This is a genomic window from Methanopyrus sp. KOL6 (assembly GCF_002201915.1).
GTDB lineage: Archaea > JAADCQ01 > Methanopyri > Methanopyrales > Methanopyraceae > Methanopyrus.
Window position 1 is genome coordinate 249,586 of record NZ_CP019470.1, and the last position, 17,539, is coordinate 267,124.

The following is a 17,539-nucleotide window of genomic DNA, read 5'->3' on the forward strand; positions in this document are numbered from 1 at the left end:
CGATCATCCGTCTCCCGAGTGGTGGCCTTCTTCATCGCCCGGGGGTTAGCGGAATGTGGGTAGAGTTAAGGCGTAAATACGGTCGGGATCGCGGTCACGCACCGATGTCGGAAGAGGACGTGCTGCGGATCAAGCCCAAAGAACGTCCCGGAGTGGTGTTCGTAACCCCGAATGGTCGAGTTCACGCGGACTTGGAGCACGTGAGGATGGTGGAAGATACGGTGACGCTGCACTCCGATCCCACGAAGCCCCCGGGTCCGGACAATCCATCAGTGATCGTACCGGAGCACGTGTTGGCGGCACTTTATGTTTCGGGGTACGCGGGCGCGATAGTCGAGATCCGGGGCGACCCGGGGCACGCGAAGCACGTGTGGAGGGCAGATTGTTACCTGATGGAGGCCGTGGAGGAGCTGGGTGGTCCAGCCGACCCACCCGAGATTGGGGAGCCCGCGGCTAAAAGGACGTTCATCCGCGAGGGAGAAGCCCCGTCTACGGTTAGGAACGTGGAGGGAAGGATCGAACCGGCAGAAGGGTTCGAAGTGCGTGTAGAAGGCGAGGTTGTCTCGATTCACGATCTCATAACCGTCAGGCGTGGGAACGTGAGCAACAAGACCCCAGAACATGCGGGCCTAGACGTGGTAGCGGACGTCGCGATGCTGGCGGGAACGACGGGCGCTAAAGTGGAGATATCAAGACCCACGGAGGTAACCTCGGTGCATCCTACCGATCTCTACCTGGCGACGGCCGCAAAGCGTGGAATTCGCGTCTGTTCGCTCAACGTTGGGAGGATGCGAGGCGCCGTAAACTTGGAGAAAGGGGTGACCGTCCGGGTCGGTACTGATCTCAGGTGCGAAGTCTGCATCACCGAAGAACCGGTAACATCTGAGATCAAGATAGGCGACGTAACGCTGGTCCGCGAGGGGGGTAAGTTCCGGACCGTAGAGCCTGGAGCTGTTCGGCTCGGAGACGAGGTGGTGGAAGTAAGTTGATCGACGTTTCGTCCCTGTCATGGGCCGTAGCGCTCGGAGTGGTTCGAGGTCTCTACGTGTTCGCGGGGTCATTCATCGCGGCGGCCCTGTACCGGTACGTGGCGGAAGAAAGGATTCGGATGACGACTTCCGCCTTCATGGGGCTCCTAACCGCCGGGTTCGCGGCCGGCCCTAGAGAACTTACGGTACTCACGTACCAAAATCCGAACGTGGAGGTGATCGCGTGGGCTATCGCCACCTTGTTCTCGATTCCCGCCAGAACATACGGGGACGCTATCGGTGAGAGGATCCTCCGGGTGAGGATTCGGGCGTCGGTGAATCCCAGAACTAAGGTCTACAGTCTCCCAGAGAACCCAAACGAGATCAAGGATATCCCCGGAGAACCACCCGCGCCCACAGAGGTCAAAGAACGGATCGCGGGACGTGAGTACGAGTTCCCTCGAGGCACTCCGAAGGAGGAAGTGGAGCGAGTGATCAAGCGAGATTTGGAGAGCGAGACCGGGATAGGCCGCGCCGTGGTTCGAGTGCGGGACGGCGACGTCGAGGTACTCATCGCGGGTGCGAAGCCCCCGATCTCGCACACGCTCCCCCCGGACAAGGTCGCCGTTTCCGTGGAACCACTAGGCGGAGCCATCCACATCGGAGAGGGAGATCGTGTACGTGTGTTCGTGGACGGTCGTGAGCTAGGCGAGGCAGAAGTGTGGCGACGGGTAGACGATCGGGTAGTATTGGTGATGGAAGAACGCATCGCCGAAAAGCTGCTGAAGGAGATCACTCGGGGTAAGCAGGTGTCCCTGATGGTGGTGAGAGGGGAGGGAGTGAGAGGGGAGGGAAGTTGAAGCGTGAGCGCGTTCGGATCGAGGGAGGCTCGATCAGGGTAGATGGACCGTCCCGGGCTCTAGTAATTCGAGGTGAGGCGACCACGAACAGAGGTACAGAAGTATGTGAGGGTGAAGAACTAGTGATCAGGCGTGGGGAGCGGCTGACGCTTACCACCGACTCGGAGCTCGAGGTAGAGCTAGTCCTGGGAACCGGCGCCGGCTACTCGGTCGAAGAAGACGACGTCGAAATACCATCGGACTGGAAAGAGTTAGCCGAGGAGCTGGCCGATCACGGTGGAACACCGATTTGTATGGTGATCGGTCCTCAGGACTCCGGTAAGACGACGCTAGTAACCTTCATCGCCAACGAGCTCGTGGAACGAGGGCTCAAGGTAGGTGTCGTCGACGCCGATATAGGACAGTCGGACGTCGGACCTCCGGCAGTCGTCTCCCTGGGTATCATAGAGGACACCATCCACGACCTCTCCGAGGTGGAAATGAGACACGGATACTTCGTCGGGTCGATCACACCATCGGGACACCTACTCCAAACCACCGTAGGGACTCGGAGGATGGTAGACCTCGCACTGGCCGAAGGGACGAATGCCGTACTCATTGATACTTCTGGGATGGTCCACGGTGGACCGGCCAGAGCCCTTAAACTCCACAAGGTCGACGTGATCAGGCCTTCTCACGTGGCATTCCTGGATCGTAACGGTCAGGTATCGCACATCAAACGTATGGTAAGGTCCTTAGAGTACATCGAGGTACACGATCTCACGGTACCTGAGGCCGTGAAAGACGTTGAACGTAAGGACCGCATCCGACGTAGAGAGCGCGTACTGCGCGAGTTCTTCGAGAAACGGGAGATCCTGGAGCTCGACTTGGAAGAAATCTCCGTACAGCGGGCGTTCATAGGGACGGGTGAACCAGTAGATTTAGAGGAGGAGAGCGAGCTGCCCGCACTGATCAAGGCTGTATCAGGTGTCGAACCGGAGATATTGCATGCGGAGAGGACGCCGGATGCCGTTATTTTGGTCGTTAGGGACCAGGCCGGTCGAATCGTGGGACGCGGCGGCCGACATGCCCGAGAACTTAGACGGCTACTTAACGTCCGAGAGTTCGTTGTAGTCAACGAGGAAGAACTTCAGGGAGTATTGGTAGGACTGTGCGACGGGGCCGGTGATCTGCTCGGTATCGGCGTGATTCGAGAAATTGACTTCACCTCCGGAGAACTGAAAGTCGAGGGCCGGCTACTCCGCGACAGGACGATTCGTGTCGTTCAGCTGGGCTCGCTCAAAGTGGATCCTGAGACGGGGTCTCACGAGCCTATGAACGTACGAGTTTGACCACAGTCCCGAAGTGTTAATCTTCTGGGGTTGCGGCGATGATGTACGTAGGGATCGATCACGGTACCTCTGGGATCAAAGTCGCAGCGTGCGACGGTGAGAGAGACCCGGAGTTTTTGGGCAAAGCACCGAGACGGAAGGTGGCCGAGCATGGGTTACTCCGATCCCTCCCCGACGAGGCCCGGAGGGCAGTGGAGGAGGCCGAGTGCATCTGCCTGAACTATGGAATGGGCGACGCGCTCACGGAGTTCACGCCGCTAGAGGAAGCGGAGGATCTCGGCTTGGGATACGGACTACGTGATACCGGCGGATCGGGACAAGAGTTCGGCGCCGGGAGGCGTATGGTCGAGGAGCTGTCAGAGCTCGGCGTTGAGGCCTACCTAGCACCGGGTATCCATCGGGACTTACCACGGCTGGACGGGGCATTCCGAATATTCTCACACGTGGCGAGCGGTGAGAAGCTAGGAACCGCGAGGCTAGCACTCGAGTTATCCTCTTCGGATGATCTAGTGGTGTGTGACACGAGCTCAAACACAGTTTCCGTGGTGGTAAAGGATGGTGAAGTAATCGGCGGAATCGACGCGTGCCTAGGTGCACCGGGTATATTGCAAGGACCATTAGACTTGGAGGCCATTCGCAGGATCGACGCGGGTGAACTGTCGGCCAACGAGGCGTTTTCAACCGGAGGGATCGTTAAGGTAGTTAACTGCGCCGGAAAAGACCCCGAGAGCGCTGTAGAGGAATTCATCCAGAGGTGCGGCAAAGAAGAGAAGGAGTGGCTGGCACGATTAGTCGCTTGGGAAGTGGTGGGGTTAGGTATAGTCTACGACTGCGACGAGGCATGGATTGGTGGTACGTTGTCGGGAGACGACGAATTCATGGGAGCGCTTGAGAGGGTCCTGAGCAAAGCTTTTAACAGGGTCGCCGGGTTACCGCCCGAGTCGGCTTCGATGGGACTGGCGCTGATAGCCGCAGACATAGCTTCTGGAGCTCGGTCGGTGTTGGGGGTGCGAATTTCTCGCCGCCACTAATTTCATACCTAGGGCCCCCAGGCACGTTCACAGAGGAGGCGGCTGAGCGGTTTTCTGAGGAGGAACTTGGGGGAAATGGGAAGCTCCAGTCCGCTAGTACTATTACCATGGTTTTCTTGCGTGTAGAGCGAGGTGAGGCGGATTATGGTGTGGTCCCGTGGGAGAACTCGCTGGAGGGATCCGTAGGAGAAACTTTGGATAACCTCTTACACAGGAGCGTACGAGTGTTCGGAGAGTTGGTGTTACCTATCGTACATGCACTGATGTCCGGATCCGAACCCGACGATCGTGAGCCCGTGGTCTACTCACATCCCCAGGCGTATGAGCAGGCGCGGGAAGCGCTGCGAGAGTTGCTCGGTAACCATGAGTTCGTGCCCACGGCGAGCACCGCCGAAGCTGCCAAACTGGTGTCGGAGAAGGGTGCTTACGCTCTAGGTCCACCGAGGCTCGCGGAGCGGTTCGGACTGGACATAGTGGAGAAGATAAGGTTGGAAAATAACGAGACCAGGTTTGCGATCATCTCGAGGCGTGATAGGGCCCCGACTAAAGAGGACAAGACATCCGTAGTATTCTCGGTAACAGATCGTCCGGGTGCTTTACGTGAGGTTTTGGGCATCTTCGCGGATCGGGGTATCAACCTCACTAAGATCGAATCTCGACCCGCGAAGAGCGGGTTGGGAGACTACGTTTTCTTTCTGGACTTTGAGGGTCACAGGATGCTATACCCAGGGTCTGAAGCGTTAGCGGAACTCCGAGAGAGAACGCCATTCTCCAAGGTATTGGGGTCTTACCCCAAGGTTTTCCCGTAGGGGGTCGGAACAGTGATCGAGATCAGGATACACGGGAGAGGTGGCCAAGGGGCCGTCACCGCGGCTGAGATCCTGGCGATCGCGGCGAAGGAGGACGGGAAGTACTCCCAAGCGTTCCCGTTTTTCGGTGTAGAACGCCGCGGGGCGCCGGTGACGGCTTTCGCACGGATCGATGACGAGTTCATCAAGATCCGATCGCAGATATACGAGCCGGATCACGTGATAGTACTCGACTCCAGCCTGCTGGCCGTAGTGGACGTCACCGAAGGTCTATCGGAAGACGGTCTTATCGTCATTAACTCTAGGGAGGATAGGGAGGAGTCGGATGAAGTCGCTGAGGAGTTTGAAGATTTCAACGTTTACGTCGTGGACGCGACTCAGATCGCACTTGACGAGTTAGGCATCCCTATCGTGAACACCGCGATGGTCGGCGCCTATCTAAAGGCTTCCGACGTCCTAACCCTCGACGCCGTAAAGGAGGCTATCCACGCACGCTTCTCCGGAGAGATCGCAGAGAAAAACGTTAGGGTCGTTGAGCGAGCCTACCGGGAGGTGAAGGCAGTTGGGTAATGAAGAGTTCACAATAGGGGCTGTAGTGCGAGAACCAGGAAGTACCAGGAGGAATAAGACCGGTAGATGGCGCGTATTCAGACCCGAACTAGATCAGGAGAAGTGTGTGAACTGCGGTATGTGCTTCATGTACTGCCCGGACGGGTGCATCAGACCATCGGACGATGGCTACACTATCGACTATGATTACTGTAAAGGGTGTGGAATCTGCGAAAGCGTATGTCCTGTAGACGCGATCGAAATGGTCCTGGAGGAGGGTTGAGGGGAGATACCGATGACTGAAGTTCGTGTGATCAATGGGAATTACGCCGTGGCTGAAGCTGTTAGGATGGTGGACGTCGACGTCATTGCGGCGTACCCGATCACGCCTCAAACACCTATCGTAGAGTACCTTTCCGAATTCGTATCTGACGGGGAACTGGACGCCGAGTTCATACACGTAGAGTCGGAGCACAGTGCGATAAGCGCCGTGCTCGGTGCATCGGCAACTGGAGCCCGCGTGTTCACTGCGACGGCTTCTCAAGGTCTCGCCCTTATGCACGAGATCCTGTTCATAGCTTCAGGGTTGAGGTTACCGATCGTAATGGCTGTCACAAACCGCGCTCTTTCAGCTCCGATAAATATCTGGTGCGATCACTCCGACTCCGTGGCGCAACGGGACACGTCATGGATCCAACTTTACTGCGAGTCAAATCAAGAGGTGTTCGACACAGTAGTGCAGGCATATCGGATAGCGGAACACGAAGACGTCCTCCTACCCGTAATGGTGTGCCTGGACGGGTTCACGTTATCCCACACGTTAGAGCCCGTCGAACTGCCGGAAGAGGAAGAAGTGCGATCGTTCGTCGGTGAGTATGAACCATTCCACTGTTATCTCGATCCCGAAGACCCAATGACGTTAGGGCCTGTAGGTGATCCTGACAGCTACATGGAGTTCAAGAAGATGCAGCACGATGCTATGGAGAAGGCATGTGAAGTTATAGGAGAAGTCAATAGGGAGTTTTCGGACGAGTTCGGGCGTTCCTACGGTGACGGGCTCATCGAAGAATACAACACGGAGGACGCAGATTACGTCGTTATCGCGATGGGATCCGTCTGCGGGACTATCAAGCACGTGATAGATGAGGAGCGCCCGGACGTGGGTCTGGTCAGGGTGAAGGCTTACCGCCCGTTTCCAGGCGACCGGATAGTGGAAGTGATTCAGGATAAGGAGGGTGTCGTGACCATCGATCGCGCACATTCGTACGGGGCAATGCCGCCACTGTGGACGGACGTCAAAGCCCACGCACCGGACATCGACGTGTCGTCGACCATCGCGGGTCTCGGCGGTCGCGACATACGCCCGCAGGACGTGCTCGAGATAATCAAGGTAGCTGAGGAAGGGAAGGGTATGGACGAACCCGTCTGGATCAACGTGAAGGTGTGAGGGGGATCACCTGTGGGGAAAGCCAAGAGACGCGTCCCCATTCCGGAAGAAGAACTCATAGCTCCCGGCCACCGAGCGTGTGCAGGCTGCGGATCCGCCATCTGCGCACGCCTTTGTATGAAAGCCTTAGGTAAGGACACCGTGGTGGTCATGTCGACTGGGTGCATCGAAGTCGTCACGACGCCGTACCCTGAGACCGCTTGGGAAACACCGTGGATCCACGTGGCGTTCGAGAACGCCGCCGCCGTCGCATCCGGCATCGAGCGCGCGTTGAAGGCGTTGGGGAAGGAGGACGTGACAGTGGCTGTGCTCGCGGGCGACGGTGGGACCGTGGACATAGGATTTCAGGCGCTATCAGGGATGTTGGAGCGGGGCCACGACATCGTCTATATCTGTTACGACAACGAAGCCTACATGAACACGGGAGTTCAGAGGAGCGGTGCGACACCGTACTTCGCGGCGACCACCACGACACCACCGGGTAAGATCTGGAAGGGAGAGATGCGACCGAAGAAGAACATCCCAGAGATCATCGCCGCACACGGGGCGCCGTACGTTGCGACGGCGTGTGTGTCACATCCTAAAGACCTCATCAAGAAGGTCAAGAAGGCTAAGGAGGTGAAAGGGCCTGCGTACGTCCACGTACTGTGCCCGTGTCCACCGGGTTGGGGGCATGATTCGTCAGAAACCGTCGAAATCGCGAAGCTAGCAGTGGAGACGGGGATGTGGGTATTATACGAGATCGAGAACGGGGAACTCCGTATCACTCACCGTCCGAAGGAGCGAAAGCCTGTGAAGGAGTATCTCAAGCGTCAGAAGAGGTTCCAACACCTGACCGAGGACGACATAGAGGAGATCCAAAGGATGGTGGACGAGCAGTGGAAAGAGCTCGAAGGGTGAAGGTCTGGGTCGGCTTACCCGACTGCGTAGGGTGCGGTAAGTGCGCGGAGGTATGTCCAATCGGCGCTATAGAGATAGTCGACGGCCGGCCGCGGAAGTGCGTGCACTGTGATCCGGAACGAGCGATGTGCGCTCGGGTTTGCCCCAGTCACGCGATCGTTCAGGTGTGCGAAACGCTCGTGATAGACCGTGACAGATGCGACGGGTGCGGGAAGTGTGTCGAAGCCTGCCCGGTGGACGGGATATTCGTCCGTGGGGACGTCGCCGTGAAGTGCGATAACTGCTCAGACCGAGAGTACCCCGCATGCGTGGAAGCATGCCCGGTAGCCGGTGCAGATGTGGCTTCCGTAGATGAGCGGGTTTTATGGAGACGATTCCGAACCACCCGAACCTTCCGGGACTTGCAGGGGAGTAGGGATTATGCCAGACGACCCGGATCGGAAGCTGCTCGAAAGCATATCCGAAGCCACCGTCGAAGCGTTGCGCGTGGCCGAAACTAAGCTCCCGGACGATGTGCTGGAAAGGCTGGAACGGGCACTGGACGAGGAAGACGGTCATGCCCAGACGATGCTGGAAGCGATTCTCGAGAACGTCCGCATCGCCGAGGAGAAAGGATTACCGATGTGCCAAGATACAGGGCTAATCACCGTTTTCGCGGAGATTGGCCGCGAGTTCCCCCTGAGGCTAGCCGGAACCATCCGGGACGGAATCGAAGAGGGTATCCGACGGGCTACGGAGGAGATACCGCTTAGACCCAACGTGGTCCATCCGATAAGTAGGGAGAACACTGGTGATAACACCGGGTACCGTGTACCCATCGTTCGGTTCATCCCGACCAAGGGGAAAGAGCTGAAACTCCACTTCCTACCCAAAGGTTTCGGGTCTGAGAACTCCAGCGCGATGACCCGGTTGTTGCCCACGGAAGGGTTGGAAGGCGTCCGCGAGTTCGTAGTCAGGACAGTGAGAGAAGCCGGCGGGATGCCGTGTCCACCGATCGTGTTGGGCGTAGGGGTCGGTGGGACGATCGACGAGGCCACGCACTTGGCCAAGCTTGCCCTGTTCCGACCACTGAACGTTAGGAACCCGGACCCAGAGATCGCGGATTTGGAGGAGGAGCTGTTAGAGGAGATAAACCGACTGGGTATAGGCCCAATGGGTCTCGGGGGCCGGACTACGGCACTGGCCGTCAACGTCGAGCTAGCTTACACTCACACGGCCGGGCTGCCGGTGGCCGTGAACGTACAGTGCTGGGCGGCCCGAAGGGCGACCGCGATCGTGTACCCGGACGGCTTCTTCGAAGTTACTCAACGTGAGTACCCGAGGGGGATAATCTGTTGACCGAACACCACCTGGAAGTCCCACTCGAGGAGGGGCGACTCACCGAGTTGGAGGTAGGTGACGTAGTGTACCTGACCGGGATCATAATCACGGCTCGCGACAAAGCCCATCAGCGGATTTTCGAGGAAGGTGATGAACCTCCCGTAGATCTCGAAGGGGCCGCCGTGTTTCACGCGGGCCCCGTGGTCAGGCGTGTCGATAACGGCTACGAGCTAGTTGTGATAGGCCCCACGACGAGCACGAGGATGGCGAAGTACCTCGAGGATATCGTGGATGCTGGCGTGAAGATGATCGTCGGCAAGGGGGGCATGGGCCCGGACGCTCCTGAGGTGATGAAGGATCGCGCCGTGTACCTCACGGCGCCGGGAGGGTGCGCCGCGCTCCTTGCCGAACGGGTAAAGGGCATCCGAGAAGTACACTGGTTGGACCTAGGAATCCCAGAGGCGATCTGGGTCCTGGAGGTGGAAGAGTTCGGCCCGCTGATAGTCACCGTAGACGCGCACGGTAACGAGCTGTCGGGTGAGTGAACCGTGTACGTCGGCCGGTTTTTACTTGCCGGAAAGCTGGAGGACGGGACACCGATCGCAGTATACTGCGTTTGTAGCCGCAGCTTCTCGGATCGACGTATCGAAGTCAGTGAGAGTGCGGCGTTCGTGGTCCCAGAAGATCCGAGCTACACGACAGAGAACCCGTACGTGACCTATACCTGCGCCCGTATCGTCGAAGAGTTCCTCGTACTCTCCAACGGAGCTCAGACGGATCCTATCGCGGACAAGCTGGAGTCGGGTGTGCCACCCAGGGAAGCGATAGTGTCTGTCACCTTCGCTATGGATTATGAACATGACGAGTACAACACACCGAGGATCTCCCTAATCACGGACGGCGAAACGTTCTGGCTTGGACGGGTCGCACTGGATGAGGTGTGCTTCAAGTCTATGAAGCCAAAGGACGGGGAGGGGTACTTGCTGTCCGTGTACGGGGAATACGCCGAAGTTCCATCGGAGCCTAACGTGACCCTGGACCGAGAGGACCCGCTTAAGTGCGATCCTGTCCCGTCCTTCAAGCACTACGTCTGCTCGGTGATCGCACGGCACGACGGCAGCCGTTGGTCCCTCGAGGCCAGGTGATTCAGTCTGTCTCCAACAACCTCGAGTTTCCGGGTGGCATCGCCCTCATTACGTCGTCCACAGTTAGATAACGGCGTAGGTTCTCCACCTCGTTCTTGAACGTCTCGAAAAGCCTCCTGGCGACGTCGGATTTTCGCTCGTTTCCGGGTTCCAAGACGCCGTACGTCAAGCAGTGTCTCTTCACGGCAGAGACCGGTCCGCCCATTACCCTGTACCCACTCTCCACCTCTTGGACACCGATCGCCACCTTCAGCTCCGTTCGACGGAACCAGTTACGTTTACCGCGGATGATAGCACCTCCGTGGGGAGCCTCGGCAGACTTGTCTACTTGGTCGGCTGTCACCCAGTAAACATCTGCGGCTTTGAGACCCCAACGCCACGCTCGGGAATACGAAGCCGCGAAGATCGCCGCCTCGCGTAAGGTCGTCTCCGGGACCTCCTTGCCCTCGGTCTTGATCACGACATGTGGAGCCCCGTGCACGTGAGCGTGGACGAGGATGTCGTAGTCCTCCAGGTAGCGTCGTAATATGATTTCGTTTGTATGGGCGTCCGAGCCGCCTATAACCACGAAGCCGTCGGATGATATGAACCAACGGAACCGCTCGTACCAGTCCTTCTTGCGACGCTTGGTGAGCTCGACCGTCAGCTCTTCAAGCTTCACCTTAGGTGGGCCCTCTTCGAGTAACTTCTCGAGTTCGCGCTCCTGCTCCCGAAGAACCTCTCGAGCGCGCTCGGCTTTCCGTTCCAGCTCCTTCGCACGATCGAATAGCTTGGAAGCAGTGGAGTGAACGTCCGAGTCGATCGGTACTGGCACGGTCACCTCGCTGTTTTCACCTGGCAACCTGAGGATCACGCGACGGTTCTCGACGTCGATGTCGGTTATCCTCTCCACCTCCTCTATGCCGGAACCCTTAGCCTCTTGGATCCTCCGCTTAATCTCCTCCAACGAGTACCCCTCGCGCTCCGCTTTTCGAAGCTCGCTCAAGATCCCGTCGACGAGGTTGTAATTCAGGTACAGCGCGTTGGCACGCTCACGGAGTTTCTCCGCCTTTGTGCACAGCTGCTCGATGCTCGAACGCTGTCTCTCGATCGTCCGCTCGAGGCGACGCTTTTCGCGTTCCCATTTCTCTCGCACTTCGCGTTCCTTCTCCGCCAGGAATTTAGTCACGTAATACTCGTCTAAGGCGCGTTGGAAGGTGTCCTGCTCCTCCATCTTAAGTTCCTCGGAGTAACGCTCAAGCGGCACCGGCGTGACGTCCACGTAGTCTCGCTCAGTCGTCCTGTAGAGTGTAGGTCGTAGATCTCCCTCGGATATCTGCTCTAGGAGATCTCGGAGCGTTTCGTAGATCTCCTCCAGCTCCTCCTCCTCGAACTCCGATGCGTGTGATTCCCGACGCTCGTACAGCCCGACCCTCAGGAGCACCTCTTCGGCATAAAGACCACCGAGGCCCACGTCCACGGCGAGTGTCCGGACGATATCACGGTCGGACTCGAGGAGTAATTCTAGGAAGGTATCACGGCCGAGTTCGTAGGGATCGGGCGGGCTTTCAGGTGGCTTGTACGTCTCGCCTGGCACGACAGCCCTGTTACGGAACCGTCTGGTCGGAAAGGCCCTCTCGATGGAATCGTTCTCGTCCGTTACGGCGAGCGTACCTTTGGGGAGCAGCTCGATGTAGATCCTACGGCCCGAACGCAGGTCGAAGCGTAATATCCTGTCGAAACCTAGCTGGATGACACGCTCTATACGGTCACCCGAAAGGGTACTTCTGAGCGCCTGTGAAACGGGGGTAGGCTGATCGGGGCTTGGTTTGGGGCGCCAGGTTAGGTGTACACGCGTCCCTGGTTCCAGGACCAAATAATGGGAGCCTACACCCGGGATGTGGAGCTTAACCTTCAGCTCACGCTTACCTACCTGGTATACCTTATCTATCAAGGCCCCTTCGAGTAGGGAATCAAGTTCGCGGGCAGTGGCACGCACGTCGAAGGATGTCATCGCTTCCTTGGACCACGCTTTCAGACCGTGTAACCCCCGGCGGAACCACCGCCGAATCACGAGGTCCTACTCTTGATCTTCGCCTTAACGGCTTCCTTTCTCCGGACTGTCTCCTCCTTCTCCTCTTCTCCGAGAATCTCACGGACTAAGTGTCGGATGGCGTTCTTGAAGGCTGTAATCAGATCCCAATCGTGGTCCTTGACCGATATTACGTTCCGCGCATCCTTGACGTGGATGCGTACCGAGTACTTGTGACGGTTACCTTCCTCATGGTACCGCTTGATGTGGACCTCGACAGCCTCGATCGACGGACGCATCGAGGCGAGCTTCTGAACGGCCGCGGCTATCGACTTACGGAGGATTACCAGGGTGAAGTCGTCGACGTCGTCTACACCCTTCAGCGACACGAACACGCCGCGCTTCCGCATCAACTCGGGGATCTTGCGCAGAATGTCTCGCCTCGTCACGACTCCGATTGGCTCTTCGAATTTATTAACTATCGGCATACCACGGATGCCGTTCTCTACGATCTTCTCGCATAGGTCGACCAAGGTCTCGTCGGGCTCGGCTCGCACGCACGGTGAGCTCATGATATTCTTTACCGGGTGACCGAAAGCGGGCACCTTCTCACCCTTGCGGTCCATTTTCCCGAGCCTGGTGATCGGCTTGATGACCTCACGGATGATATCCGTTGTGGTGACGATCCCTCGGAGCTTGTTCGCGTCGTTAACCACCGGAAGCCTGCTGATACCGTTATCGCGCATTATAGCTCTGGCTTTAGCGATGGTGTCGTTCTCGTGGATGGTGATGACAGGAGTGCTCATCACTTCCCGCGCGTCGATCTTGGCAAGCTCGTCCGACTCTCGCGCGACGTCGATGATGTCGTATTCCGTTACGAGACCAACAAATTCCCCATCTTCTTCTACCACGGATAAAGCGCGGAGACCCGAATCGAGCATCGCGGTAATAGCTTCGACTATGAGTGCGTCGGGTGTGATCGTTTCCGGCTTCATCATCACGGTTTCTGGTTTAACGTTCGAGACGTCCGCTACGTGAGCGTCTACCACGTCGTAATACGAGATCATCCCCACAACCTTACCATCATCTACAATTGGTATTTCCTTCACACCATGGCGTTCTAACTTCGAGAATATCTTAGACAACGGCTCGCCAGGTTCCGCGGTGATAACCTCTTCGGCAGGCGTCATAATCTCTTCGACGGGGCGCTCGAAGACCTCCAATGGATCGCCCCCATAGACCTTTGGCGGCACGGTGGTCGTCTCGTCCACGGCAAAAAAGAAATCGGTACCGAACCGCGCCGGCGTCGAAATGGCGAGATGAGGGTGGGTGACTTGAGCGGTGAGCCAGAGTATAAGTTAGTGCTAGCGGCGGTTCATCAAGGGCTCGGGGTCCTAGCCGGGTACCTATGCGCCACGAGATACTCGATCGTGCTCGCTATGGTTCTCTTGATCTTGCCGTTCGCCCTCGGCAGGGTCCTGGAGCGATTGCTGGATCGGGAGTGTATCGGCGGAGCTAAAGGCTGGATGGCGTACGGTCTAGGAGCGTACCTCTCGGCGTGGATACTAGCTTGGACGTACTTCATCAACCGGTAATCGGGGGTGGTATCGATCGGAAGAGTGGCGGTCGTGGACAGGGAGCGGTGTAAGGGAGGATCCAAATGCGACTACGTCTGCCAACGTTTCTGCCCTGGAGTTAAGACAGGGCGTGAAACCATCACGATCGACGAAGACACCAACAAGCCCGTGATCTCCGAGGAACTGTGCTCCGGATGCGGTATTTGCACTCAGAAGTGTCCCTTCGGTGCTATCAAAGTTGTACGTCTCCCCGAGGAGCTGGAGGGAGAATGCGTACACAAGTACGAGGAAGGGGGGTTCCGGCTCTACAGGCTCCCAGTCCCAAAGCCCGGAAAAGTCACCGGTGTGATCGGACGCAACGCGATCGGTAAAACTACCGCCGCCAAGATACTCACAGGTGAGCTCAAACCCAACCTAGGGGACCCCGAAGCGGACCCAGACTGGGATGAGGTGATCCGGGCATTTTCAGGTACGGAACTTCAGGAACACTTCAGACGTATCGCGAACGGTGACCTCCGACCCATCATGAAGCCGCAGTACGTCGAGATCCTGCCCAAGGTCGTCGAGGGCAGGGTGAAGGACGCCCTTGAGGATGTAGATGAGTTGGGAGTCGCCGACGAACTCATCGAGCGCCTCGGACTAACCGAGGTAACCGACCGGCGGATCTCCGACCTCAGTGGTGGAGAACTGCAGCGCGTCGCCATCGCCGCGGCACTCTCTCGAGACGCGGACTTCCTGGTTCTCGACGAGCCGTGTAGCTACCTCGATGTCGAACAACGACTCTCGCTAGCCAGATTACTTCGCGAGATCGCAGAGGATCGAGGGATTCCGATGCTCGTCATCGAGCACGACTTAGCTACACTGGACTACGTGGCCGACGTAGTACACGTTTTTTACGGAAAGCGCGGTGCGTACGGTGTAGTGTCCAAGCCGATGGGTGTGGGTAAAGGGATCAACGCGTACTTGAAGGGATATTTAGAGGCCGAGAACGTCCGCTTCCGGGATGATGAAGTTGTACTTCCAGAGAAACCTGTTGAGGCCGAAGCGGGTGAGCGGGATACCCTCGTGGAGTACGGTGAGCTCGTCAAAGAATACGACGGCAACTTCAGGCTAGAAGTGGAACCGGGAGAAATTCGTGTCGGGGAGATCATCGGAGCCCTCGGACCCAACGCTATCGGTAAGACGACTTTCGTTAAGCTCCTGGCCGGGGTGCTCGAGCCTACCGAAGGGAAAGTGGATGTCGACATTAAAGTCTCGTACAAGCCACAGTACCTGAAGGTGGACTCGGATGAACCCGTCGAGCAGGTGCTACGGAGAACCGCCGGCTCGGAATGGGGATCGAGCTGGTACCGGAGCAACATCGTGGAGCCACTAGACTTAGAGTACCTATTCGATAGACCGTTGTGTGAACTGAGCGGCGGTGAGCTGCAGCGCGTAGCCGTGGCGGCTGCCCTATCCCGGGAAGCAGATCTGTACCTTCTGGACGAACCTAGCGCATATTTGGATGTTGAGGAGAGGATCAACACCGCCCGCGTCATAAGACGGGTGATTGAGACACGGGATGCCGCCGCCGTCGTAGTCGATCACGATTTACTCCTGATAGACTACATCAGTGACAGGATGATGGTGTTCGAAGGCGAGCCAGGAAAGCACGGACGCGCGAATCCACCGGAGAGTAAACGAGAAGCCATGAACAGGTTCCTGTCGAACTTGGGCGTGACGTTCAGACGGGACCAGGAGACACGGAGACCGAGAGCTAACAAGCCCGGCAGTCACCGTGACCGTAAGCAGAAGCGTCGTGGTGAGTACTTCTACGCCTAGCGGGTCTCCACCGCACTAGCCGATGGAAACGCGCCCTCGAGTCCCATTGATTCTCGGACCGAAACATGCCCCGACACGTCCTGGAAGAAGCTCTTTCTTTATATTAAAATTTGGAAACATAATTGTATTTTTTGGTTCGTACGGTTTACGCATAGTTTGTGCATGAAAGTTGAATTACAGTACGTAAATAATACAATACTAATGAATAAATTACATGAGTACTATCGTACGATTCATGCAAATACGAAGTTCAATCTTCGAAGATCCGTAATACCATTTAAGTACAATTTTCCGAATTTCATGCATAGACCATAATACCCAACACCGAGTTAACACCAGTAGAAGGCTCAAGGACTCGATTTACTTGCGGAAAAAACAGTTTGGAGTGCAGGATTGTAGGTGGTCAGAGCTCCGTCTCGAACTCCTCGGTCTCCAACCGATCACGCTTGAGCATGTACAGCTTCATCCACACCTCTTTACCGTCGATGGTGCCGTACATGAACGACGGGCCCGGGCTGGGCCCTCCTCCAGATGGTACACCAGTGAGACTTCCAGGGTTTACGATCAGAACACCTCGGTGCTCCCTGAACTCCGGCCTGTGGGTGTGACCAGTGAAGATGATGTCGGACCCCTCCTCCTCGGCTATCGCCGAGAGCTGGTCCGGGTCACCCCTCGGGTGAACCCCACTGCCGTGGTCTACCGTCACCTTGACGTCTCCGATACCTTTGGTCACCCTGTGAGGTAGCGGGAGTCCGAAGTCGCAGTTCCCCACAACCATCAATGCCTTTTCACCGAGTGATGCTATCCATTCCATAGTGTCCTCGGTCGTGTAGTCACCGGGTGAAATCACCACGTCCACTGGGGAGAGCTCCTCGATCTTCCGCCTGATAGTATGTGGAACTTCCTGCGCACGCTCGGGAATGTGAGCGTCCCCGAGCACCAGTACCGTGATCATCGCTAGCCCCCCATCCGAATATCGGCGGGAATCACTCTTCAACATGATCGGGAGTCGGGTCGAGGGGGACGTACCCTTGAGAGGCGCAGGCACGGAGAAGGCGCTTCCCTTCGCTTTCATCGAAGAACGGGGGGGCCCAATCCCGCGTTACTCGGCGGCGTTGGACACCGTCCTCGTTCACAACCACCCGGTAGGCGAGTATCCCTCGACGTTGCCAAGCCGGGGTCCGCCCGAGGTTGATCCCAAACTCTCGGTAAAGCAGCTCATGCACATCCTGCGCCTTCATTCCACGGAGCCGCTCGGCAGCTTCCTTGGGTTTCAGTCCTCGCTCACGCAGCGCCCAGTACGCGTAGGAGTTCAGGTGATTCCGCCAAGCCTCGTCCTGACGCCACTTGAAGTAACATACCAGGTCATCGTCCGTGAGCACCACACACCTGGAGTCGAAGGACACCGTCTCGTCGGCCGGATCTATTCCACGACGCTGTAGGGCCCGGAGGAAGTACGTGGAGGCGCAGGACGCAGATACGGACGTCAACTTCTCGACCCGACCGGAGAAGGGAACGTTGCCACGGGGTATGAGCGCATTCAGCTCATCGGAGAACGTGTAGACAAGTGTTACCCCCAAACCCGCGTCTCGGATCATCCGGACCGCCGTCTCGGCCATAGCTTCCGCGAATCGTCGGTCGTAGGGCTTTTTGAGGCGTAACCGGCGGACGAGTCCGGTGAACGCCCTCCCGTCGATCCTCAGAACCAGATGTGTGTTGGGGGGCACCCTTAGGTCCGCGTACACCTCGAGGTCGCTGGGTTTCACGGGC

General features: G+C 57.5%; 19 protein-coding genes. 15 read left to right on the top strand and 4 right to left on the bottom strand.

All coding sequences use genetic code 11. The features are described 5' to 3' along the window. Window positions 1-53 precede the first annotated feature (53 nt). Genes BW919_RS01450 through purO form a run of 13 tightly spaced genes read left to right on the top strand, consistent with a single transcriptional unit; the run spans window position 54 to window position 10,360 of the window. Complete coding sequence (locus tag BW919_RS01450; protein WP_088335089.1) at window positions 54-989, top strand: hypothetical protein; 936 nt, start codon at window positions 54-56, stop codon at window positions 987-989. Next, the gene (locus BW919_RS01455; RefSeq protein WP_088335091.1) at window positions 986-1,828 is read left to right on the top strand and encodes a hypothetical protein; all 843 of its coding nucleotides are present in this window, start codon (window positions 986-988) and stop codon (window positions 1,826-1,828) included. The genes BW919_RS01450 and BW919_RS01455 overlap by 4 nt, the downstream gene beginning before the upstream one ends. Beyond that, on the top strand, window positions 1,825-3,159 hold the full coding sequence (locus BW919_RS01460; protein WP_088335094.1) for a Clp1/GlmU family protein: 1,335 nt from the start codon (window positions 1,825-1,827) through the stop codon (window positions 3,157-3,159). The genes BW919_RS01455 and BW919_RS01460 overlap by 4 nt, the downstream gene beginning before the upstream one ends. Window positions 3,160-3,197: 38 nt before the next feature. Continuing rightward, window positions 3,198-4,190 (top strand): methanogenesis marker 12 protein, encoded by a 993-nt coding sequence (locus tag BW919_RS01465; RefSeq protein ID WP_088335096.1) that lies wholly within the window; start codon window positions 3,198-3,200, stop codon window positions 4,188-4,190. Next, entirely contained in the window at window positions 4,190-4,999 is an 810-nt protein-coding gene (gene pheA / locus BW919_RS01470) for a prephenate dehydratase (protein WP_088335098.1), read from the top strand. The genes BW919_RS01465 and pheA overlap by 1 nt, the downstream gene beginning before the upstream one ends. Before the next feature lie 12 nt (window positions 5,000-5,011). Further along, window positions 5,012-5,569, top strand: a complete 558-nt coding sequence (locus BW919_RS01475) for a pyruvate ferredoxin oxidoreductase subunit gamma (protein WP_088335100.1) — start codon at window positions 5,012-5,014, stop codon at window positions 5,567-5,569. Further along, window positions 5,562-5,831: a pyruvate synthase subunit PorD gene (porD, locus tag BW919_RS01480; protein WP_088335102.1), complete on the top strand. Its 270-nt coding sequence runs from the start codon at window positions 5,562-5,564 to the stop codon at window positions 5,829-5,831. Before BW919_RS01475 ends, porD begins: the two co-directional genes overlap by 8 nt. A 12-nt stretch (window positions 5,832-5,843) precedes the next feature. Continuing rightward, the gene (gene porA / locus BW919_RS01485; protein WP_088335104.1) at window positions 5,844-6,995 is read left to right on the top strand and encodes a pyruvate synthase subunit PorA; all 1,152 of its coding nucleotides are present in this window, start codon (window positions 5,844-5,846) and stop codon (window positions 6,993-6,995) included. A 39-nt stretch (window positions 6,996-7,034) separates the two neighbouring features. Then, window positions 7,035-7,895: a pyruvate synthase subunit PorB gene (gene porB / locus BW919_RS01490; RefSeq protein ID WP_394334948.1), complete on the top strand. Its 861-nt coding sequence runs from the start codon at window positions 7,035-7,037 to the stop codon at window positions 7,893-7,895. Then, window positions 7,874-8,395, top strand: a complete 522-nt coding sequence (locus BW919_RS01495; RefSeq protein WP_198324632.1) for a 4Fe-4S dicluster domain-containing protein — start codon at window positions 7,874-7,876, stop codon at window positions 8,393-8,395. Before porB ends, BW919_RS01495 begins: the two co-directional genes overlap by 22 nt. Further along, a complete protein-coding gene (locus tag BW919_RS01500; protein WP_088335108.1) occupies window positions 8,316-9,233 on the top strand; it encodes a fumarate hydratase in 918 nt (305 codons plus the stop codon). The genes BW919_RS01495 and BW919_RS01500 overlap by 80 nt, the downstream gene beginning before the upstream one ends. Next, window positions 9,230-9,760 (top strand): FumA C-terminus/TtdB family hydratase beta subunit, encoded by a 531-nt coding sequence (locus BW919_RS01505; protein ID WP_088335110.1) that lies wholly within the window; start codon window positions 9,230-9,232, stop codon window positions 9,758-9,760. Before BW919_RS01500 ends, BW919_RS01505 begins: the two co-directional genes overlap by 4 nt. Window positions 9,761-9,763: 3 nt before the next feature. Then, a complete protein-coding gene (gene purO / locus BW919_RS01510; RefSeq protein WP_088335112.1) occupies window positions 9,764-10,360 on the top strand; it encodes an IMP cyclohydrolase in 597 nt (198 codons plus the stop codon). A 1-nt stretch (window position 10,361) separates the two neighbouring features. On the opposite strand, the gene rqcH is transcribed toward purO, so the two are convergent. Beyond that, window positions 10,362-12,413, bottom strand: a complete 2,052-nt coding sequence (gene rqcH / locus BW919_RS01515) for a ribosome rescue protein RqcH (protein ID WP_157665855.1) — start codon at window positions 12,411-12,413, stop codon at window positions 10,362-10,364. Then, on the bottom strand, window positions 12,410-13,594 hold the full coding sequence (locus BW919_RS01520; protein WP_088335116.1) for a CBS domain-containing protein: 1,185 nt from the start codon (window positions 13,592-13,594) through the stop codon (window positions 12,410-12,412). The genes rqcH and BW919_RS01520 overlap by 4 nt, the downstream gene beginning before the upstream one ends. A 111-nt stretch (window positions 13,595-13,705) precedes the next feature. Here BW919_RS01520 and BW919_RS01525 point away from each other — a divergent pair, with 111 nt between their 5' ends. Next, on the top strand, window positions 13,706-13,966 hold the full coding sequence (locus BW919_RS01525; protein WP_088335118.1) for a hypothetical protein: 261 nt from the start codon (window positions 13,706-13,708) through the stop codon (window positions 13,964-13,966). Between the two features lie 6 nt (window positions 13,967-13,972). After that, on the top strand, window positions 13,973-15,769 hold the full coding sequence (locus BW919_RS01530) for a ribosome biogenesis/translation initiation ATPase RLI (RefSeq protein WP_088335120.1): 1,797 nt from the start codon (window positions 13,973-13,975) through the stop codon (window positions 15,767-15,769). A gap of 403 nt (window positions 15,770-16,172) precedes the next feature. Here the strand turns inward: BW919_RS01530 and BW919_RS01535 are convergent, their stop codons facing one another. Then, a complete protein-coding gene (locus tag BW919_RS01535; protein ID WP_157665857.1) occupies window positions 16,173-16,724 on the bottom strand; it encodes a YfcE family phosphodiesterase in 552 nt (183 codons plus the stop codon). A 31-nt stretch (window positions 16,725-16,755) separates the two neighbouring features. Continuing rightward, window positions 16,756-17,535 (bottom strand): tRNA(His) guanylyltransferase, encoded by a 780-nt coding sequence (locus BW919_RS01540; RefSeq protein ID WP_232452921.1) that lies wholly within the window; start codon window positions 17,533-17,535, stop codon window positions 16,756-16,758. Window positions 17,536-17,539: the final 4 nt, after the last annotated feature.